Raw genomic sequence first — 18,747 nt, 5'->3', positions numbered from 1 at the left:
TATGACTATGTTACAATAGTCTTTAAATGGAAGTGTAGAAATTCGATTTTGCGTCATATTGCGCACTTGTAAGTTGCTGTAACTTAAGGCATCGCCGTTTTCATTTCTACATAGTATGAACGAAACGAGACTTAAAAAATGCAGGGGGTTTTTCGGATGAATCGTAAATTAGTGACCGCCGTAATGGTGCTTTCACTTTTATTAGGTGCCGGCGCAATGTACGTTGGACTCCAAGTTTTTGGAGATTCACCTGTATCAACAACTACTTCACCAAATTCTTCAAATGAAAATTCAAATGCAAAAAAAGAGAAAGAAGTAGTCATTAATGTTGATGAGCAAATGAAAAAAATTCAACAAGCGTTTGAATTAATTTCAACAGAGTACGTCGAGCAAGTCGACCAAATGGAACTAATTGAAGGTGCTATTCAAGGGATGGTTAGCACGTTAGAAGATCCTTATTCTACATATATGGATAAAGATACGGCAGAACAATTTACACAATCATTAGAGTCTTCTTTTGAAGGAATTGGTGCAGAGGTTGGTATGCAAAATGGTAAAGTAACGATTATTTCTCCATTTCGTGACTCTCCCGCTGAAAAGGCAGGGTTACAGCCAAATGATCAAATTATAAAAGTAGATGATGAAGACATTGCCGGCTTAGATTTATACCAAGCGGTGTTAAAAATTCGTGGCGAAAAAGGTACGGTCGTTAAACTAGAAGTGGAACGCCCAGGAGTAAATGAATCGTTTGTCGTAAATGTAACGAGAGATACGATTCCGTTAGATACCGTTTATTCAAAAACGTTTGAGCAAGATGGGAAAACGATAGGGTACATTCAAATTACTTCTTTTGCCCAAGAAACGTCGGCTGATTTTCAAGATCAACTTAATGAACTAGAAAACAGTGGTATTGATGGATTAATCATTGATGTTCGTGGAAATCCAGGTGGGCTGTTAGATCAAGTTCAGACGATTTCATCAGAGTTTATTACGAAAGATAAACCGTATGTTCAAATAGAACAACGAAACGGCGAGAAGCAGAGATATTTCTCCTCTTTAACTGAAGAAAAATCGTATCCAATCGTAGCATTAATTGATAAAGGTAGTGCTTCCGCTTCTGAAATTTTAGCAGGTGCTTTAAAAGAAGCTGGAGGATACGACATTATTGGTGAAGCTTCATTTGGTAAAGGAACGGTACAGCAAGCAGTTCCATTTACGGATGGTAGTAACATAAAATTAACGCGTTACAAATGGTTAACTCCAGATGGTAACTGGATTCATAACGATGGAGTTACGCCTACAATAGAAGTACGTCAACCTGACTATTTTTACGCTAGTCCAATTGTGTTAGAAGACGGAGAAGAGTTAGTGTTTGATTCTAACAATGAAAAAGTAAAAAATGTGCAAGTGATGCTTCAAGGGTTAGGACTAGAGCCTGGTCGTGCGGATGGCTATTTCAGTAAGCAAACTGAAGAAGTAATCCGTCAATTCCAAAAGGATAAAGGCATTTCCGTTACTGGAAAGGTCAATAGTGAAACAGCTGAATTGATCCAAACGGACTTACTAGAGGCAGTTCGTGCAGAAGAAAATGATGCTCAACTTCAAGAAGCAATTAAAGTTTTAGGTCGTTAATAAAAGAGGTTGTCCGATATAAGTGTTCATTTCACTTATAATCGGGCACCTCTTTTTGGCTTATGTTAAAATTTTCACATTCTAACTACCATTTTCTAACTTATATGAAAAAAAACAGGTGAAAAGTGTCGTACCTTTGTTAGTTGTGGAAATTTTCTATACTTCTTATCGCCTTTTCTATGATAAAATAAAGAGTAAAATGAGCTGAATAGGCGGTGTAAATGTGTTTGAGGCTTGGGGAATTGAATTATTAAAAGCAATTGGTCGTTTTTTTATCCATCCTGTACCTTACGTTATTGTTGCTGTAGCATTACTCCTTGGTTATATGCGGATAAAAAGAGAACGATATGACTTCCATATAAGAGTATATGATATTTTTCATGAGCTTCGATTTGCCATTCAACCTATGCTGATGGGATTAGCTCTCTCTATTTTCACAATAGGTCTAGGAGTAATCATACCGTTCAGTACAATATTTTTTATTAGTATTATTACTGTCCTTTTAGCTCTCACATTAAGGCCAAAATGGCTATCGGCAAGCTTTATATTTGGAGTAACAATACTAGCTATTCTAGTGTTGCCTCAATTTACTACAGGCGTATCATTAATTGATGATCAAATTCAATCAATGGCGACGACTCATATTCCGAGCATAACGTTCCTTTTAGCTACGTTTGTGATCGTAGAAGGGTTGTTAATTTGGAAGCAAGGGTCCCGTTTGACGACGCCGCAACTAGAGAAAAGTAAGCGTGGTTTACCAGTCGGAGCGCATGAAACTAGTCGAGTATGGCTCATTCCGTTATTTTTATTTTTACCTGGGACAGGCCTTCAATCAACAGTCGAATGGTGGCCAGTATTTTCTTACGGAGAACAAACTTTCTCTCTTTGGATTGTTCCGTTTGCATTAGGTTTCTCGCAACGATCGTATACTGCTGTACCGAAACAAGCCTTTGCTCTTACAGGTAGACAAATCTTTGCATTAGGGATTGTATTATTTCTACTAGCAGTTGGTACTATATGGGTAGAATGGTTAACATTAGCTGCAGTTATTTTAGCAATTGTAGGAAAAGAATTGATTACTTATATGGGTAGGAAAAGAGAAGAAGAAGCCCCACCTATTTTCGTTCATCGCGACAAAGGGTTAATTGTGCTTGGTATTATACCAAATAGTGTAGCGGAGAAAATGAATGTAGAAATTGGTGAAATTATTTTAAAAGTAAACGGCATGACAGTGTCATCTGTACAACAATATTATGAAGCATTACAATCGAATCGAGCTTTTTGTAAACTACAAGTACTTGACGAAAATAACGAACTCCGTTTCGAGCAACGTGCCCTATACGAAGGAGAACACCACGAATTAGGTTTCTTACTCGTTCAAGAGGGGAAGAGATGGAAAAAAGAAGCGGTGTAACAATAGAAAAAACTACTTAGCATTAGTCTAAGTAGTTTTTTCTTGTATTAAAGTTTTGTTATGTGCATGTAAAAAAGAACGTTTAAGTAATACTATTTGCACTTCTCATGATAAGATAGAAGAAAATTACCATGTAGAGGTGGTCAATTGTTTCCTACTGTTATCCCTGCTATCCGTAATATAAAGGACTTTGAATATGTGCTAAAAAAAGACCATGAGCATATTATATTTTTAGAAACACGACTTTCCCAAGTAGACAGTATCGTGAAGCATGCGAAACAGCATAACAAAAAAGTATTGATGCATGCTGATCTCATTCAAGGATTAAAAGTGGATGAATATGGACTAGAGTATTTAATTAATAACGTGAAAATAGATGGGATTATATCAACGAGAGCGAACGTTATAACTTTTGCAAAAAAGCACCAAGTAATTGGAATCCAACGGTTATTCGCCTTAGATAGTCATGCACTTGATCATAATTTAAAGCTATGCAAAAAAGTTCAGCCGGACTACATAGAAGTACTTCCCGGAATTATACCGAGTGTTAATAAAGAAATTATCGAAAAAACAGGCATTCCCCTAATAGCGGGTGGATTAATCCGTACAGAAGAGGATGTGCAGCATTCTTTAAAAAGTGGTGCCATTGCTGTTACGACCTCCAATAGGAATCTTTGGTAATAGATGATTCATTGCTTTATATTTTTTTAGAATATTGTTATAATGAAACTAAGTTAATAATTTGGGCGGAGAACTCGAGAGACCACATCACTCTACTTTTCGGAAACGAAAATAGAGTTGATTTGTGGTCTCTTTTTTGTTATTTTTCGCCTCTCATTGCTAGATTTTTAAAGTGAGTGCTAAACAGTTGTCTTGAATAATATATTGCTATTATGAAAGGAACGATTATGATGCAATTTTCTAATGTAAATAGAGTAGAAATAAAGAAAAAAATGCAAAGTGAACCGTTAGATCTACTAGTTATTGGTGGTGGAATTACTGGTGCTGGCATTGCTTTAGATGCAGCTACGAGGGGAATGAAGGTTGCCGTTGTGGAAATGCAAGACTTCGCTGCGGGCACATCGAGCCGATCAACAAAACTTGTCCATGGTGGATTACGGTATTTAAAACAATTCGAAATCGGAGTTGTTGCAGAAGTTGGGAAAGAGCGTGCGATTGTGTATGAAAATGGCCCACATGTCACAACACCGGAATGGATGATGTTACCGTTCTACAAAGGAGGAACGTTTGGCCCTCTCACGACGAGTATCGGATTGAAAGTGTATGATTTTTTAGCTGGTGTTAAAAAAAGTGAACGAAGAAAAATGTTAAAGCCTGAAGTTGCAATAGCACGAGAACCCCTATTAAAACGGACTGGTTTGAAGGGGTCGGGTTTGTATGTGGAATATAAAACCGATGATGCCCGTTTAACGCTTGAAGTGATGAAAAAGGCTGTTGAAATGGGAGCACAAGCTCTTAATTATATGCAGGTTGTTGCATTAGTTTACGAAAATAATAAAGTAGTTGGTGTGAAAGCGGAAGACTTAATAGATGGGTCTATAGTAGAAATACGTGCGAAAAAAACGGTGAACGCGGCAGGTCCATGGGTCGATACGTTAAGAGAAATGGATAAGTCAAAAAAAGGGAAAACGTTGCAATTAACGAAAGGAATTCATTTAGTGTTTGATGGAAAAAGGTTTCCGCTCAAGCAGGCTATTTATTTTGATACAAAGGATGGGCGGATGATCTTTGCTGTTCCGAGAGACGGAAAAACTTACGTAGGTACGACAGACACAGTATATAAAGGGGACATTGCTCATCCGAAAGTTACAGTTGAAGACCGTGATTATGTTTTAACAGCGATTGACTTTATGTTTCCTGACGTAAAAATATCAGCTAATGATGTTGAATCAAGCTGGGCTGGGCTTAGACCGTTAATTCATGAAGATGGAAAATCTCCATCTGAAATTTCTCGGCGGGATGAAATATTTATCTCGGAATCTAATTTTATTTCCATTGCAGGAGGTAAATTAACCGGGTATCGGAAAATGGCCGAACAAATAGTAGATGTAGTTGCTAGGCAAATTCATAAAGAAGAAGGAATTAGATTTCCGAATGCTAGTACGAAGTCCTTACCAATCTCCGGTGGGGATGTAGGTGGTTCGGAAGGATTTAAAAAATTTATTACTCTAAAGCGGATGGAAGTAAAGAATATTGGTTTTAGCGAAGAAATTGCAGAACAACTAATTTACCGCTACGGATCTAATGTAGATATAGTTTTTAACATATACAAAAAAGAGAAAGAAAAGGCTAAAGAGGAAGGACTTGATCCAGTTGTTTATGCTTGCTTAAAATATAGTATCGATTATGAGCTGGCATTTACACCGAGTGACTTCTTCATTAGACGTACTGGGGCAATCTTCTTTAATATTCGTTGGGTACTTGAGCATAAGAATTCTGTTACAATATTTATGAAAAAAGTGTTCCGATGGACAGATGAGCAGTACAAAGAGTATAAACAAGAGTTGGAACAGCTAATTTATGAGACTACTAACCCTTTAACAGAAAAGGAATATTAAAAGTTTGCTTTTTTTGAAAAGGTAATCTTTTCTTTCATTTAAGATATTTCTGCCATATTTATGTTGTAATTGTAGATAACATATTTATGGTAATTATGATAATCTAGATGTAAAGGTATTCATTGCAAATGGTTAAGGAGGTTTTCGGAAAAATGGAAATTGCCATTGTGGTAGCATTGCTTATCGGAGTGGGATCTGCAATTGCGACATTGATGTTAGGTGGAAAGAGTGATGAAAACTATCGTGGTGCTGCAAAAAGAAATAGCATTAATTTATCGTTAATTTATACAGTTGTTATTATTTTATCATTTGCGGCTCTTGGAATATATCTCGTATGGTTTGTTTAAAAATACAAAAATAAAAGAACGACTTTTCACCTCTATCATCTAGATAACGGGATTGTCGTTCTTTTTTGTATAATTGCTGAAGTTTTTCTTGCTTTGTTTTTGTTTTCTTCGTCGTTAAGTTCGCTAGTGCATACACTCCACGACCGTTTTCAGGATTACGCTTTCCTTCTCGTTCTAGCTTTTCACGATATTTCTTTGCTTTACTTTTTGCCATACTGTATCATCCTTTCCTCTCTGTTTCTTCTATTATACACATTTTCGATCAACTTGTTTATAAAACTGTGTATGATCAATATTAAATAAATAGTTATACACAATTACTATAAATGTGGATAAATACCGGCAACTGTAAAGGTTTAATTCACTATTACCGAAGTGTTTATACACAAAAACACAAAAGAAATGCACAATTGTTAGTAAATAAGGGCGAAAATGGAGGGTCTGTGGATTAGTAGTTGAGAAAAATATTTTATATTCACAATATTTTTGCTAGTTATACACAATAGTTTGTACATTAAACATATTTAGGTAAGAAATGTGGATAATATTCAGAATAATATGGAAAGAAGTCCGCAAAATAGCTGTTAATTATACACAAGTCGTAAAAAGGAAAAAACTTTATTTCTTCGGACAAATGATATCTGCTATAATATTTCTATTCCTAAAAATGAGAAGAGGCAGGTTGAATTTGTGAACAACTTAACTAATGAAATAGATCGTCGTAGGACGTTTGCGATTATCTCTCACCCGGATGCTGGAAAAACAACGTTAACAGAAAAATTATTAGTTTTTGGTAACGTTATTCGTTCAGCGGGTACCGTAAAAGGTAAAAAATCAGGTAAATTTGCTACGTCTGACTGGATGGAAATTGAGAAGAAACGTGGAATCTCGGTAACTTCCAGTGTTATGAGTTTTGAATATATGGACCGTCATATTAATATTCTGGATACTCCAGGACACGAAGACTTCAGTGAAGATACGTATCGTACGTTAACAGCAGTAGATAGTGCAGTAATGATTATCGACTGTACAAAAGGTGTGGAGCCACAAACGATTAAGCTTTTCAAAGTTTGTCGTATGCGTGGTATTCCAATCTTTACGTTCATCAATAAGTTAGACCGTGAAGGAAAAGAGCCGTTAGAGCTGTTAGAAGAAATTGAAGAAGTGTTAGGAATTGAGTCTTACGCGATGAACTGGCCAGTTGGTATGGGGAAACGCTTCTTAGGAGTGTATGACCGTTACAATGAAGTGTTCATTCGTTGGCAAGGAAAAGAAGAAGAGCAACATATTCCTTTTTCTGAGCTAGATGATGTGAAAGAAATTTCAGAACATCCAACGTTTGTTCAAGCGAAAGATGACTTTGAACTGTTAGAAGAGGCAGGAAACGATTTTTCCATTGAAAAAGTGAAGAATGGACTTCAAACACCAGTCTTTTTCGGAAGTGCGATTGCGAACTTCGGTGTAGAAATGTTTTTCCGAACGTTTATCGACCTTGCAAATGAGCCACAACCGCGTCAAACAGTGGCGGAAAGTGTGAAGCCGCAATCTGAACAGTTTTCTGGCTTTATTTTCAAAATACAAGCGAACATGAATCCGGCTCACCGTGATCGTCTAGCATTCCTACGCGTTTGTTCCGGAGTGTTTGAAAGAGGAATGACGGTAAAAGTTAGTCGCACTGATAAAGCGATTAAGTTAACGCAGTCTCAACAGTTTTTAGCATCTGACCGTGAAACAGTAGAGCACGCTTATCCAGGTGATATTATCGGTATTTACGATCCAGGAGTGTATCAAATTGGTGACTCTTTATATAGTGGAAACCAACAAGTCGAGTTTGATGAAATCCCAACGTTTGCTCCAGAGCTTTTCGTAAAAGTAACAGCGAAAAACGTCATGAAAGGGAAGCAATTTGGGAAAGGTATTACGCAGCTCGTTCAAGAAGGTGCCATCCAATTATACCGTCAATACGGAACAGACGATTACATCTTAGGTGCGGTTGGTCAGCTACAGTTAGATGTATTTGAATACCGTATGAAAGGGGAATACAACGTCGAAGTTGTATACCAAATGATTGGATCGAAAATCCCTCGTTGGTTAGAAGATCAAAAAGTCGATACGAACTTGTTTGATTCCCGTAACATGTTAGTAAAAGACCGTAATGGCGATTATGTTGCACTATTCGACAACGACTTCTCATTACGCTGGTTCCAAGATAAAAACCCTAAAATCAAACTTATTGATATTATGGCTCAAGATGAAGAATAAGGTGAAAAAAGGCTCTGTAGTTTTAGAGCCTTTTTCTATTTTTATATTGAAAAAGTGCGCATTCTGTCGATATAAAGGAAAAGAACGCTGAAAGAAGTGAATATCATGAAGGAACTCAGTAAATATGTAACTGGTCATATGACAGTTTTACAATTGAATGGGCGGGAAATAGAAACAGGTAAGTGCTCCATTTTTTTATACAAGCTGTCGATGCAAGGGATGATTATTATTAGTAACATTAATTTCCCAGAAGGAACAGATACTCTTTTACAGTTTCAATTTACAGTGAAAAATAAACCGTACACGTTAAAGGCGAAAATTGATAAATGGATTCCGAACAGTAAAGAAGGACAGTTTACGTATATGGTAATGTATGAAACTCAAAACATGAAAGAAGAAGATGATCTTTTCCAATTCGTTAATACTTTACAACTAGCTAATAAAAATAAAAATTTAAGTAGAGTGGTAGAAACTTCGCTAGAACTATCATTTGCGTAAGGAAAATAATCGGAAACCTGTTATAATATACGTACGAGTGAATAGAAAGAGGTTTTCGAATTGTTAGCTATTAAAATAATTGTTGCGCTCTTTTTGCCAGCATTATTAGTTGTTTTGTTTACGAGGGTAACGTACAACCTATATGTAGGCACTGGTTTAGCCTTAGCGCTCCTTATTGCTTCATATTATAAAGGTTATACAGATGAGTGGTACATTATTGCGATTGATATGATGTCCTTACTTGTCGGGTTTTTGTATGGGAGAAGGGTAATCAGAAATTTAAAGTGAGAGGATGTAACGTTTGGTTGCATGCTCTTTTTTTCGTGAATATTTTAGAGGGCACCTTAAAAATAGGAAAGTTGGTTAAAGTTTGTTCGTTCCACTGCGCTACAGGTGCTCGCTTTCCGCGGGGAGATGTCTAGCTCCAGCGCATTGGCCCTATCAAACTTCCCAGTCCGTCCGTACGATAAGTCAACATCGACTCAACTAACGTTTCCCAAAGCGTTTCCTTTATCTCCTACCGGACTGCTCCAGTTTGTACGGGCCAGACCGATGCGCTTACGCCTTTCGTGGATTCGAGCCTCCTCGGCTTCGCCTGTGGGGTCTCGACCTTCCCTCTACCTCCCGCTGGAGTCTCGCACCTTCCTCTCCGTTACACTCACGGTTTTAAACTTTGAATGGTCAAACATTGCAACTCTAAACTTAACCACCGATATTTATTCTTCACGGTGAATCGGTTAGTTGATTTCATCGAAACATGTATTATTTCGAAAAAAACCTTCATAATTGAAACTAGAAAACTTGTACTACCGTCTAATGGGCATAGTTGGATGGGGAAGGGGGAAATCCCTTGTTGGAGGAAGAGAAAAGGCGAGTCATTGAAGAGGCCTTAGAGATGTACGGGGAAGAGGTTAAACGGTTAATTTATACGTATGTGAAGGACTTCGATGTAGTAGACGACCTGTTTCAAGAAGTGTTTGTAAAAGTATATTTTCACCTCGATTCTTTTAGAGGAGAGAGTGAGTTAAAAACATGGATCTATCGAATTGCGATTAATCGAAGTAAAGATTATTTGCGAAGTTTTAAATATAGAGTGTTGCAATTACTGCAGCCGGTACAGTCGGAAGATGTGGAATCAAAAGTGCTTTTAAAAGAGAGAAATGATGAAGTAGCTGCATTTGTTTTTCAATTGCCTATTAAATACCGAGAAATTATTATTTTATATTACTATCGAGATTTAAGTGTAGATGAAGTAGCGACCGTGCTTCATATTAGTGCAAATACAGTAAAAACAAGACTAGTTCGAGGAAGAGAAAGGCTACGCAAAATGTTTGAAGAGGGAGGAACCGTAGATGAAAGAACCTTTAGACAAGGATAAATTTAAGCGGAATATGGACGAATACATTTCCAGCCATTCGTTGTTTTCTGCTATTGACCAATCGAGAGTGTTAGAGCGTATTGATAAGGCAAAGCGAAGGAAACGATTATGGAAGCGTCCAAGGCTTCTATTAGTTTTAATCTTCTTCGGACTGTTATTGGTTATTATATTTGGTTTTCGTACAACTGGCATGTAGGCGGAGTGATTGTTCCTGCCTACATTTACAATATTTCACTCTACTTCAGCAGCTTTTTCCTGATATTCTACTAATTGCTGTACTTCCTCTTCGGTTGTCTCTACAAGCTCTGCAGGTCGGACAACCCATATCGGATCAGCACCGAACGTTTCTCCGTAACCGATGAGTACTCCATGGATTGTCACTACATCACCAATTTGAATATCTTCTTCAATAGCTCTCTCAAACGTAACGAGAATAGAAGGTAAGTAAGGCTCCTTCAGCTCTATCGTTCTTTCATCTTGTATTCGATGAACAGTAGCTGTCCAGCGTACTGATTTTTCTTTATTTTGTTTAATATAATCATGCACATATAGACCATCTATTTCACTATATAAAAATTCTTCGTCTCTATTATGTAGCGCCCTTTCGTCTAAATAGTCCAAATCTAGCACTTTTATTGGAATACTATTGTTAGAGCAAGCGACCATTAAAAAGAAAAGGATCGATACTTTCCAAATTTTCACCTTCATCCCACCTTTCCACACCATTTTACTTATCCAAAATAAGAACAGCAACTCTTACTATCAATGACCTACATATTGAAAAGTAAATGTCGAATAGAAAAATAGAATATTTGTTCGCTTTTTTGTGTTTTTTTATACCTTTTGTGGTAAGATATAATATAGATTTTAAGAACGGATTGGAGGCTTATGTGTGCAAAACGAGTTTGAATTAGTATCAAAGTATCAACCGCAGGGGGACCAGCCAGGAGCAATTCAAGAACTAGTCGATGGAATTAATAATGGTAAAAAGCATCAAACATTACTAGGAGCTACTGGGACAGGTAAAACTTTTACCATTTCTAACGTTATTAAAGAAGTAAACAAGCCAACGTTAATTATCGCACATAATAAAACGTTAGCTGGTCAGTTATATAGCGAATTTAAAGAGTTTTTCCCAAACAATGCAGTCGAATATTTCGTCAGCTACTATGATTACTATCAGCCAGAAGCGTACGTGCCTTCCACAGATACATTTATTGAAAAAGACGCAAGCATTAATGACGAAATTGATAAACTACGCCACTCAGCGACGGCATCCCTCTTTGAGCGAAACGATGTTATCATCATTGCGAGTGTTTCTTGTATTTACGGTTTAGGTTCTCCAGAAGAATATCGCGACTTAGTCGTTTCTCTACGAGTAGGAATGGAAAAAGAGAGAAACGAATTACTTCGAAACTTAGTCGACATTCAATACGATCGTAATGACATAGACTTTCGCCGTGGTACATTCCGGGTGAGAGGAGATGTAGTGGAAATTTTCCCAGCATCTCGTGATGAGCATTGTGTACGTATTGAGTTTTTCGGTGACGAAATTGATCGCATCCGAGAAGTCGATTCTTTAACAGGCGAAATACTAGGAGACCGCAATCATATTTCAATCTTTCCGGCTTCCCACTTCGTTACTCGTGAAGAAAAGATGCGAAAAGCGATTGTGAATATTGAAGCGGAGTTAGAAGAGCGTCTTGCGGAATTACGTGAAAATAACAAGCTACTAGAAGCACAACGATTAGAACAGCGTACTCGTTATGACTTAGAAATGATGCGAGAAATGGGATTTTGTTCAGGGATTGAAAACTATTCACGTCATTTAACGTTACGTCCTTCTGGCTCTACACCATATACATTAATCGACTTCTTTCCAGAAGACTTCTTATTAGTAATTGATGAGTCGCACGTAACATTACCGCAAATTCGTGGCATGTTTAATGGCGACCAAGCACGTAAACAAGTGTTAGTCGACCACGGCTTCCGTTTACCATCGGCGAAAGATAACCGTCCTCTTCGTTTTGAAGAATTTGAAGAAAAGGTGAGTCAAGCTGTTTTCGTATCAGCAACACCAGGACCGTATGAATTAGAGCATACACCGGAAATGGTTGAGCAAATTATTCGTCCGACTGGCTTGTTAGATCCGACTGTCGAGGTGCGACCAATTCATGGTCAAATCGATGATCTACTAGGTGAATTACATAAACGTATTGAGAAAAACGAACGTGTTCTTATTACAACATTAACGAAAAAAATGTCCGAAGACTTAACAGCGTATTTAAAAGACATAGGTATAAAGGTTGCTTACTTACATTCAGAAATAAAAACGTTAGAACGAATTGAAATAATACGTGAACTCCGCATGGGTAAATACGACGTTCTTGTCGGAATTAACCTTTTGAGAGAAGGACTAGATATTCCAGAAGTATCGTTAGTAGCTATTTTAGATGCCGACAAGGAAGGTTTCTTACGTTCAGAACGATCTCTCATTCAGACGATGGGACGTGCTGCAAGGAATGCAAGTGGTCACGTTATTATGTATGCAGATAAAATAACGAACTCGATGAAAATTGCGATAGATGAAACGAAACGCCGTCGTGAAGTTCAGCAACAATACAACGAAAAACACGGTATTACACCAAAGACCATCCAAAAAGATATTCGCGATGTTATTCGTGCAACGATTGCTGCAGAGGAAACCGAGAATTACGATTCGGTGTTAACATTACCAAAGACGAAGAAAGAGCGCGAAGAACTAATCGAAAGCCTAGAGCGAGAAATGAAAGAAGCGGCAAAAGATCTCGACTTCGAAAGGGCAGCCGAGCTTCGTGACTTACTATTAGAACTAAAAGCAGAAGGATGATAGAAGGATGGCAATTGACAATATAGTAGTAAAAGGGGCTCGTGCCCACAATTTAAAAAACATAGATGTAACAATTCCGCGCGATAAACTTGTCGTTATAACAGGTTTATCGGGTTCTGGGAAATCTTCCTTAGCCTTTGACACGATTTACGCAGAAGGTCAGCGTCGTTATGTTGAGTCTTTATCTGCCTATGCTCGTCAGTTTTTAGGACAAATGGATAAACCGGATGTTGATTCGATTGAAGGGCTATCACCTGCGATTTCTATTGACCAAAAGACGACAAGCCGCAACCCGCGCTCGACTGTCGGAACGGTTACAGAAATATACGATTATTTACGTCTTTTATACGCTAGAGTTGGTAGACCAACATGTCCAAAGCATGGAATTGAAATTTCATCCCAAACGATTGAACAAATGGTGGACCGCATTCTCGAATATCCAGAGCGTACGAAACTTCAAATATTAGCACCTGTTGTTCAAGGGAAAAAAGGTCAACATGTAAAAGTACTTGAAAATATTAAAAAGCAAGGCTACGTCCGTATTCGTGTTGACGGTGAAATGCAAGAAATTACAGATGATATTGAATTAGAAAAAAACAAAAAGCATACGATCGAAGTAGTTGTAGACCGTGTTGTTGTGAAGGAAGGCGTGGAAACGCGTTTATCTGACTCGTTAGAATCTGCCTTGAAGCTTGGAGAAGGAAGAGTACTTGTAGACGTTATTGGCGAAGAGGAACTACTTTTTAGTGAGTTACATTCCTGTCCTCAATGCGGCTTTTCGATTGGAGAATTAGAGCCAAGAATGTTCTCATTTAACTCTCCGTTCGGTGCCTGTACGAAATGTGATGGACTAGGGATCAAATTAGAGGTAGATGTTGATTTAGTCATCCCAAATAAGGATTTAACCTTAAAGCAACACGCCATCGCACCTTGGGAACCTACTAGTTCACAATATTACCCAACACTATTAGAAAGTGTTTGTAATCATTACGGAATTGATATGGATATTCCAGTTAGTGAAATTCCAGGGCATTTAATGGATAAAATTCTTTACGGTAGTGACGGGGAACAGATTTATTTTCGTTATAAGAATGAATTCGGGCAAGTGCGTGAAAATTACATCGTATTTGAAGGTGTTATAAACAATGTTGCTCGCCGTTACAAAGAAACATCATCTGATTACATCCGCGAGCAAATGGAAAAATATATGGCAGAACATCCTTGTCCTTCTTGTAAAGGGTATCGGTTAAAACCTGAAACGTTAGCTGTCCTAATTAATGGCTTACATATTGGTGAAGTAACGAAGCTTTCTGTTAAGGATTTATTACACCAAACGGAAAACATCCAACTTACAGAAAAAGAAGCAAAAATTGCCCATATGATTTTACAAGAAATTGTGGAGCGACTAGGCTTTTTAAATAATGTTGGTCTCGATTATTTAACGTTAAGTCGATCAGCCGGTACACTATCAGGTGGGGAAGCGCAACGTATTCGACTTGCTACCCAAATCGGTTCGCGACTAACAGGTGTACTATATATTTTGGACGAACCGTCGATTGGACTTCATCAACGGGATAACGACCGGCTTATTTCTACGCTACAAAGTATGCGTGATATCGGAAACACGTTAATTGTCGTTGAGCACGATGAAGATACGATGGTAGCAGCAGATTACTTAATCGATATCGGACCAGGAGCAGGTGTTCACGGTGGGGAAGTTATTTCTGCTGGCACTCCTGAGGAAGTGATGAATGATCCGAGTTCCTTAACCGGTCAATACCTATCAGGGAAAAAATTCATTCCACTACCACTTGAGCGGAAAATCGTAAAAGATCGAAAGTTACAAATAATTGGGGCGAACGAAAATAACTTGAAAAATGTATCGGCAGATATTCCTTTAGGTTGCTTCGTAGCTGTAACGGGTGTTTCTGGATCTGGTAAAAGTACATTAATAAATGAAATACTCCAAAAAGCGTTAGCTCAGCAGCTACATAAGGCTAAAGCGAAACCAGGTACACATAAGCAAATAAAAGGGATGGAGCAATTAGAAAAAGTAATAGACATTGACCAATCTCCAATTGGTAGAACGCCGCGCTCTAACCCTGCAACGTATACAGGTGTATTCGACGACATTCGTGACTTATTTGCCTCTACAAATGAAGCAAAAGTTCGTGGCTATAAAAAAGGGCGCTTTAGCTTTAATGTAAAGGGCGGACGATGTGAAGCTTGTCGCGGGGATGGAATTATTAAAATAGAAATGCACTTTCTACCAGACGTTTACGTTCCATGTGAAGTTTGTCATGGAAAACGATACAACCGAGAAACACTTGAAGTGCAATATAAAGGAAAAAACATCTCAAATATATTAGAAATGACAGTAGAAGCCGCTGTCGAGTTTTTCGAAAATCATCCGAAAATTAAACGAAAAGTTCAGACGCTATACGATGTAGGACTTGGTTACATTACACTAGGCCAACCTGCTACAACATTATCAGGGGGCGAAGCACAGCGTGTTAAGCTAGCTTCCGAATTACACCGTCGTTCAAATGGCCGCACTCTCTACATTTTAGATGAGCCAACTACAGGACTTCACGTAGATGACATCTCTCGTTTACTTGTCGTGCTACAGCGCCTTGTAGAAAATGGAGATACCGTATTAGTAATTGAACATAATTTAGACGTCATCAAAGCGGTAGACTACATTATCGACTTAGGCCCAGAAGGCGGAGACAAAGGTGGAACAATCGTCGCCACAGGTACTCCTGAACAAGTAGCCGAAGTACAGGAATCATACACAGGAAGATATTTAAAACCAGTACTTGAACGCGACCGTGCTCGTATGGAGAAGAGAGTCGAGGAATTAGCTAAATAATCTAGTATAGAAGGCTCATCTGTTTTGGACAGATGAGCCTTCTTAATGTCTTTTATTTGGACGTTTTCCCTAATTCCTCCAAACATGTCTCGAAACCGACATAATATTTCATATCATCACTATGACAATAGTGCTAAAATAACTAAATACACAGTTAATTTGCCGGAGGGGTTTTTAGTGGGGTTATTTACAAAAAGAGAAAATAAAATAGAATCAGTTATTAAAAGTGAAGAGTTTGTGGACTCTATTCGCATTTCTGTTACAGATGCAAACATTCGAAAACAAGTGGAGTTGTTAGGGCTAACTGCTGAGGACCTTGCGACGCTACGCTCTGTCTTCCCAATTATCGAACCACATATTTCTAGTATTGTTGCAAAGTTTTACGATAACTTATCGACGCACGAACATTTATTAAAAATTATCAATACTCATAGTTCTATTGAGCGTTTAAGAAAAAGCTTAAATAAGCACTTACTTTTAACATTAAAAGGTGTGGATTTAGACGATAGTTACATAAAAACGTTAGATCGTATTGCGATGGCTCATGTAAGAATTGACCTTGATCCACAATGGTATTTAGCTACATTCCATCATATTTACGAAAATGTAATGGAAGTATTTGAAGAAGCAACACCTTCCTTACAAGATTGGAAAACATATAGTAAAGCATTATCAAAATGTTTAAATTTAGAGCAGCAAATTGTTATTGCTTCCTATGAAAATTTTTATAACAAGCAAGTAGAGGCAAAACAAAATGAAAAAGAAGAGATTTATAGTTACTTAGCGAAAGAAGCAGAGCATTTGTCTGCAATAAGTGAAGAGTCGGCAGCAGCAGTTCAAGAAGTTACTCATGCCCTACAAGATATTGAAAACACGTCTATCGCTACTGTGAACATTGTAGATGAAACAGTACACAAATCGAATGAAGGACAGGGTAAGCTGTTAGAGTTAGAAAAAGGGATGGAACAAATCGTTTTAGACGTTCAAAAAATGGGGCAAGAAGCGATTGAGTTAAAAGAAAATACCGAACAAATACAAGAAATAGCTGATATTGTGAAAGGTATTGCGGAACAAACGAATTTACTTGCGCTAAATGCTTCCATTGAAGCGGCACGTGCTGGCGAGCATGGAAAAGGCTTCGCTGTCGTTGCTACAGAAGTCCGCAAACTTTCCGAAACAACGAAAGAATCTGTTCAACAAGTAAATGAATTTCTATTAAAAACGTCTGAAAAAACAAATACCGTTATGAAAATGCTAAAAGAAGTAGAATACTTAACGAAAAACGGTACATTAGGCGCTTCTACGACGAAACTATTTTTTGAAAGTATTTTAGAAAATATGAATCAAGTGAAAGAAAGTAACATCCAAGTAAAAAATCAGTTAGCCAATACAACAACAACATTACAAAACATCGAAGAAGTATCCGCCAACGTCGCCGCATCAGCAGAAAAACTAGTAAGCAACGCGTAATGGTCATATAAACATTTTTTTGTAAAATGTGAAGAAAGACCATTGGAAATAAAAATTAAACGCGGAGTGGAAAGTGAAGAAAGCGCCAATGGGAATGAAAAGAGTGCTTCAGTTTTGATCGGTTTGAAGGTTTGTACTCAAGGTTTAGAGTTGTGAGTGGAACGGAGCGGAAGGTGTGAGACTCCAGCGGGAGGTAGAGGGAAGGTCGAGACCCCACAGGCGAAGCCGAGGAGGCTCGACTCCACGAAAGGCGTAAGCGCATCGGTCTGGCCCGTACAAACTGGAGCAGTCCGGTAGGAGATAAAGGAAACACGACGAAACGTTAGTTGAGTCGATGTTGACTTATCGTACGGACGGACTGGGAAGTTTGATAGGGCCAATGCGCTGGAGCTAGACATCTCCCCGCGGAAAGCGAACACCTGCAGCGAAGTGAAAACGGGCAAACTTTAAAATCAGTTCCAAAGTTAGAGTGAAAACACCTTCAACGTCTATCCAAAAACTAAAAAAAGAAGCACATCTACTTTTGTGCTTCTTTTACTTTATTTTCAATAAACTGCTCCATAAAACGAACATCAATCGGATACGTTTTTTCCCGAAAACGTATTTCACCCGTATTTTGACCAAACGTCCCTTTCAAATGAAACGAACTACTTTCTAACGTATACTCTTTACTTTCATCATCATAATGAAAATTTGCACTTTGCAGCTCATTCATCACAATCGGCTGAATCGTATCTTCCACAAACTTCGCGCCACTCTCCGTCGTTTCACTCGAAATCACTCCGAAAAAGACGAGCACCACAATAACAACCGCTCCTAAAAGTAACTTTGAAAGTAAGCTCTTAATGAATGGGATAATAATAAATAACGCTACAAAGATAATAATAATCGTTAGCAAATGATCCATGATAAATTGTATCATCCTTTTTCTCCTTTCTAAGCCTCAAGACGTATAGGATGTTCCTTTAAATTAATACTCGAGTCCGACAACAAAATGAACATTTTATGGGAAAATAGAATTATAAGTTAGCAGCAGTATTAACGATAAAGTGAAACTTTACACATCTAAATTCGTATATATAGTTATAGTAAGTCAGCAAGAGGAGGGTTCGCTTATGAATCGTAATTATAAAGCTATTTCATCCTTATGTTATTTTAGCATTTTTTTCGCACCGTTTTTATTACCATTAATCGTATATTTTATCGTAGACGACAAAGAAGTAAAACAACATGCAACAGCTAGTCTTTTTTCACACATTTTACCAGTCATAGTCATACCTTTGTTTATCGTTGCCATACTGTTAAATAGTGTAGTATTTCTATTTTTCGTCCTCGTTTTAGGTGGATTAGCATCTGTATTCGTACTAATTTGGAACATTATTAAAGGTGTTCAACTATTAAAAGAATCATAAATAAGGGGGAAAAG

17 protein-coding genes are annotated in these 18,747 nt (G+C 37.8%); 14 read left to right on the top strand and 3 right to left on the bottom strand.

The features are described from left to right. The first annotated feature begins 156 nt into the window (after positions 1-156). The 5 genes from BC6307_RS19660 (at position 157) to BC6307_RS19640 (ending at position 5,972) form a co-directional block, all read left to right on the top strand. A complete protein-coding gene (locus BC6307_RS19660) occupies positions 157-1,632 on the top strand; it encodes a S41 family peptidase (RefSeq protein WP_066420386.1) in 1,476 nt (491 codons plus the stop codon). Positions 1,633-1,855: 223 nt separating this feature from the next. Next, positions 1,856-3,046 carry a PDZ domain-containing protein gene (locus tag BC6307_RS19655; RefSeq protein WP_066420387.1) on the top strand — a complete coding sequence of 397 codons (1,191 nt, stop codon included), beginning with the start codon at positions 1,856-1,858 and terminating at the stop codon, positions 3,044-3,046. Positions 3,047-3,193: 147 nt separating this feature from the next. Continuing rightward, positions 3,194-3,727 carry a glycerol-3-phosphate responsive antiterminator gene (locus BC6307_RS19650; RefSeq protein ID WP_066420389.1) on the top strand — a complete coding sequence of 178 codons (534 nt, stop codon included), beginning with the start codon at positions 3,194-3,196 and terminating at the stop codon, positions 3,725-3,727. A 230-nt stretch (positions 3,728-3,957) separates the two neighbouring features. Continuing rightward, positions 3,958-5,625: a glycerol-3-phosphate dehydrogenase/oxidase gene (locus BC6307_RS19645; RefSeq protein WP_066420391.1), complete on the top strand. Its 1,668-nt coding sequence runs from the start codon at positions 3,958-3,960 to the stop codon at positions 5,623-5,625. A gap of 152 nt (positions 5,626-5,777) precedes the next feature. Beyond that, positions 5,778-5,972 carry a hypothetical protein gene (locus tag BC6307_RS19640; RefSeq protein ID WP_066420396.1) on the top strand — a complete coding sequence of 65 codons (195 nt, stop codon included), beginning with the start codon at positions 5,778-5,780 and terminating at the stop codon, positions 5,970-5,972. On the opposite strand, the gene BC6307_RS19635 is transcribed toward BC6307_RS19640, so the two are convergent. Next, on the bottom strand, positions 5,923-6,186 hold the full coding sequence (locus BC6307_RS19635; RefSeq protein WP_066420397.1) for a hypothetical protein: 264 nt from the start codon (positions 6,184-6,186) through the stop codon (positions 5,923-5,925). The two genes, BC6307_RS19640 and BC6307_RS19635, sit on opposite strands and share 50 nt — an antisense overlap. A gap of 476 nt (positions 6,187-6,662) precedes the next feature. Here BC6307_RS19635 and BC6307_RS19630 point away from each other — a divergent pair, with 476 nt between their 5' ends. The 5 genes from BC6307_RS19630 (at position 6,663) to BC6307_RS19610 (ending at position 10,306) form a co-directional block, all read left to right on the top strand. Further along, complete coding sequence (locus BC6307_RS19630; RefSeq protein WP_066420398.1) at positions 6,663-8,234, top strand: peptide chain release factor 3; 1,572 nt, start codon at positions 6,663-6,665, stop codon at positions 8,232-8,234. Between the two features lie 105 nt (positions 8,235-8,339). Beyond that, positions 8,340-8,732 carry a hypothetical protein gene (locus tag BC6307_RS19625; protein ID WP_066420399.1) on the top strand — a complete coding sequence of 131 codons (393 nt, stop codon included), beginning with the start codon at positions 8,340-8,342 and terminating at the stop codon, positions 8,730-8,732. A 69-nt stretch (positions 8,733-8,801) separates the two neighbouring features. Beyond that, positions 8,802-9,020 carry a CsbA family protein gene (locus BC6307_RS19620; protein ID WP_084380683.1) on the top strand — a complete coding sequence of 73 codons (219 nt, stop codon included), beginning with the start codon at positions 8,802-8,804 and terminating at the stop codon, positions 9,018-9,020. A 562-nt stretch (positions 9,021-9,582) separates the two neighbouring features. Next, positions 9,583-10,110 carry a sigma-70 family RNA polymerase sigma factor gene (locus BC6307_RS19615; protein WP_066421578.1) on the top strand — a complete coding sequence of 176 codons (528 nt, stop codon included), beginning with the start codon at positions 9,583-9,585 and terminating at the stop codon, positions 10,108-10,110. Next, positions 10,085-10,306 carry a hypothetical protein gene (locus BC6307_RS19610; RefSeq protein WP_066421577.1) on the top strand — a complete coding sequence of 74 codons (222 nt, stop codon included), beginning with the start codon at positions 10,085-10,087 and terminating at the stop codon, positions 10,304-10,306. The genes BC6307_RS19615 and BC6307_RS19610 overlap by 26 nt, the downstream gene beginning before the upstream one ends. Before the next feature lie 35 nt (positions 10,307-10,341). Here the strand turns inward: BC6307_RS19610 and BC6307_RS19605 are convergent, their stop codons facing one another. After that, positions 10,342-10,812 carry a hypothetical protein gene (locus tag BC6307_RS19605; RefSeq protein WP_066421576.1) on the bottom strand — a complete coding sequence of 157 codons (471 nt, stop codon included), beginning with the start codon at positions 10,810-10,812 and terminating at the stop codon, positions 10,342-10,344. Between the two features lie 190 nt (positions 10,813-11,002). On the opposite strand from BC6307_RS19605, the gene uvrB reads away from it, so the two are divergent. The 3 genes from uvrB to BC6307_RS19590 all read left to right on the top strand — a co-directional run bounded on the left by uvrB (position 11,003) and on the right by BC6307_RS19590 (position 17,321). Next, positions 11,003-12,979, top strand: coding sequence for an excinuclease ABC subunit UvrB (gene uvrB, locus BC6307_RS19600; RefSeq protein ID WP_066421574.1), 1,977 nt, complete (start codon positions 11,003-11,005; stop codon positions 12,977-12,979). Positions 12,980-12,986: 7 nt separating this feature from the next. Then, positions 12,987-15,851 carry an excinuclease ABC subunit UvrA gene (uvrA, locus tag BC6307_RS19595; protein WP_066421572.1) on the top strand — a complete coding sequence of 955 codons (2,865 nt, stop codon included), beginning with the start codon at positions 12,987-12,989 and terminating at the stop codon, positions 15,849-15,851. Positions 15,852-16,028: 177 nt separating this feature from the next. Beyond that, the gene (locus BC6307_RS19590; RefSeq protein WP_066421570.1) at positions 16,029-17,321 is read left to right on the top strand and encodes a globin-coupled sensor protein; all 1,293 of its coding nucleotides are present in this window, start codon (positions 16,029-16,031) and stop codon (positions 17,319-17,321) included. A gap of 517 nt (positions 17,322-17,838) precedes the next feature. Here BC6307_RS19590 and BC6307_RS19585 read toward each other — a convergent pair. Further along, a complete protein-coding gene (locus BC6307_RS19585; protein WP_066421719.1) occupies positions 17,839-18,243 on the bottom strand; it encodes a hypothetical protein in 405 nt (134 codons plus the stop codon). A gap of 193 nt (positions 18,244-18,436) precedes the next feature. Between BC6307_RS19585 and BC6307_RS19580 the strand changes: the two genes are divergently transcribed. After that, positions 18,437-18,733: a magnetosome magnetite crystal formation protein family gene (locus BC6307_RS19580; RefSeq protein ID WP_066421714.1), complete on the top strand. Its 297-nt coding sequence runs from the start codon at positions 18,437-18,439 to the stop codon at positions 18,731-18,733. The last annotated feature ends 14 nt before the right edge of the window (positions 18,734-18,747 follow it).

The sequence above is a fragment of the Sutcliffiella cohnii genome (genome assembly GCF_002250055.1).
Lineage (GTDB): Bacteria > Bacillota > Bacilli > Bacillales > Bacillaceae_I > Sutcliffiella > Sutcliffiella cohnii.
This window is presented reverse-complemented; position numbering and strand designations above follow the sequence as displayed.

Bases quoted from the DNA above. Each gene is read 5' to 3' on its own strand.
- BC6307_RS19660 (WP_066420386.1), top strand. From the start codon at position 157: ATGAATCGTAAATTAGTGACCGCCGTAATGGTGCTTTCACTTTTATTA.
- BC6307_RS19645 (WP_066420391.1), top strand. From the start codon at position 3,958: ATGCAATTTTCTAATGTAAATAGAGTAGAAATAAAGAAAAAAATGCAA.
- BC6307_RS19640 (WP_066420396.1), top strand. From the start codon at position 5,778: ATGGAAATTGCCATTGTGGTAGCATTGCTTATCGGAGTGGGATCTGCA.
- BC6307_RS19635 (WP_066420397.1), bottom strand. From the start codon at position 6,186: ATGGCAAAAAGTAAAGCAAAGAAATATCGTGAAAAGCTAGAACGAGAA.
- BC6307_RS19625 (WP_066420399.1), top strand. From the start codon at position 8,340: ATGAAGGAACTCAGTAAATATGTAACTGGTCATATGACAGTTTTACAA.
- BC6307_RS19610 (WP_066421577.1), top strand. From the start codon at position 10,085: ATGAAAGAACCTTTAGACAAGGATAAATTTAAGCGGAATATGGACGAA.
- uvrA (WP_066421572.1), top strand. From the start codon at position 12,987: ATGGCAATTGACAATATAGTAGTAAAAGGGGCTCGTGCCCACAATTTA.
- BC6307_RS19585 (WP_066421719.1), bottom strand. From the start codon at position 18,243: ATGATACAATTTATCATGGATCATTTGCTAACGATTATTATTATCTTT.
- BC6307_RS19580 (WP_066421714.1), top strand. From the start codon at position 18,437: ATGAATCGTAATTATAAAGCTATTTCATCCTTATGTTATTTTAGCATT.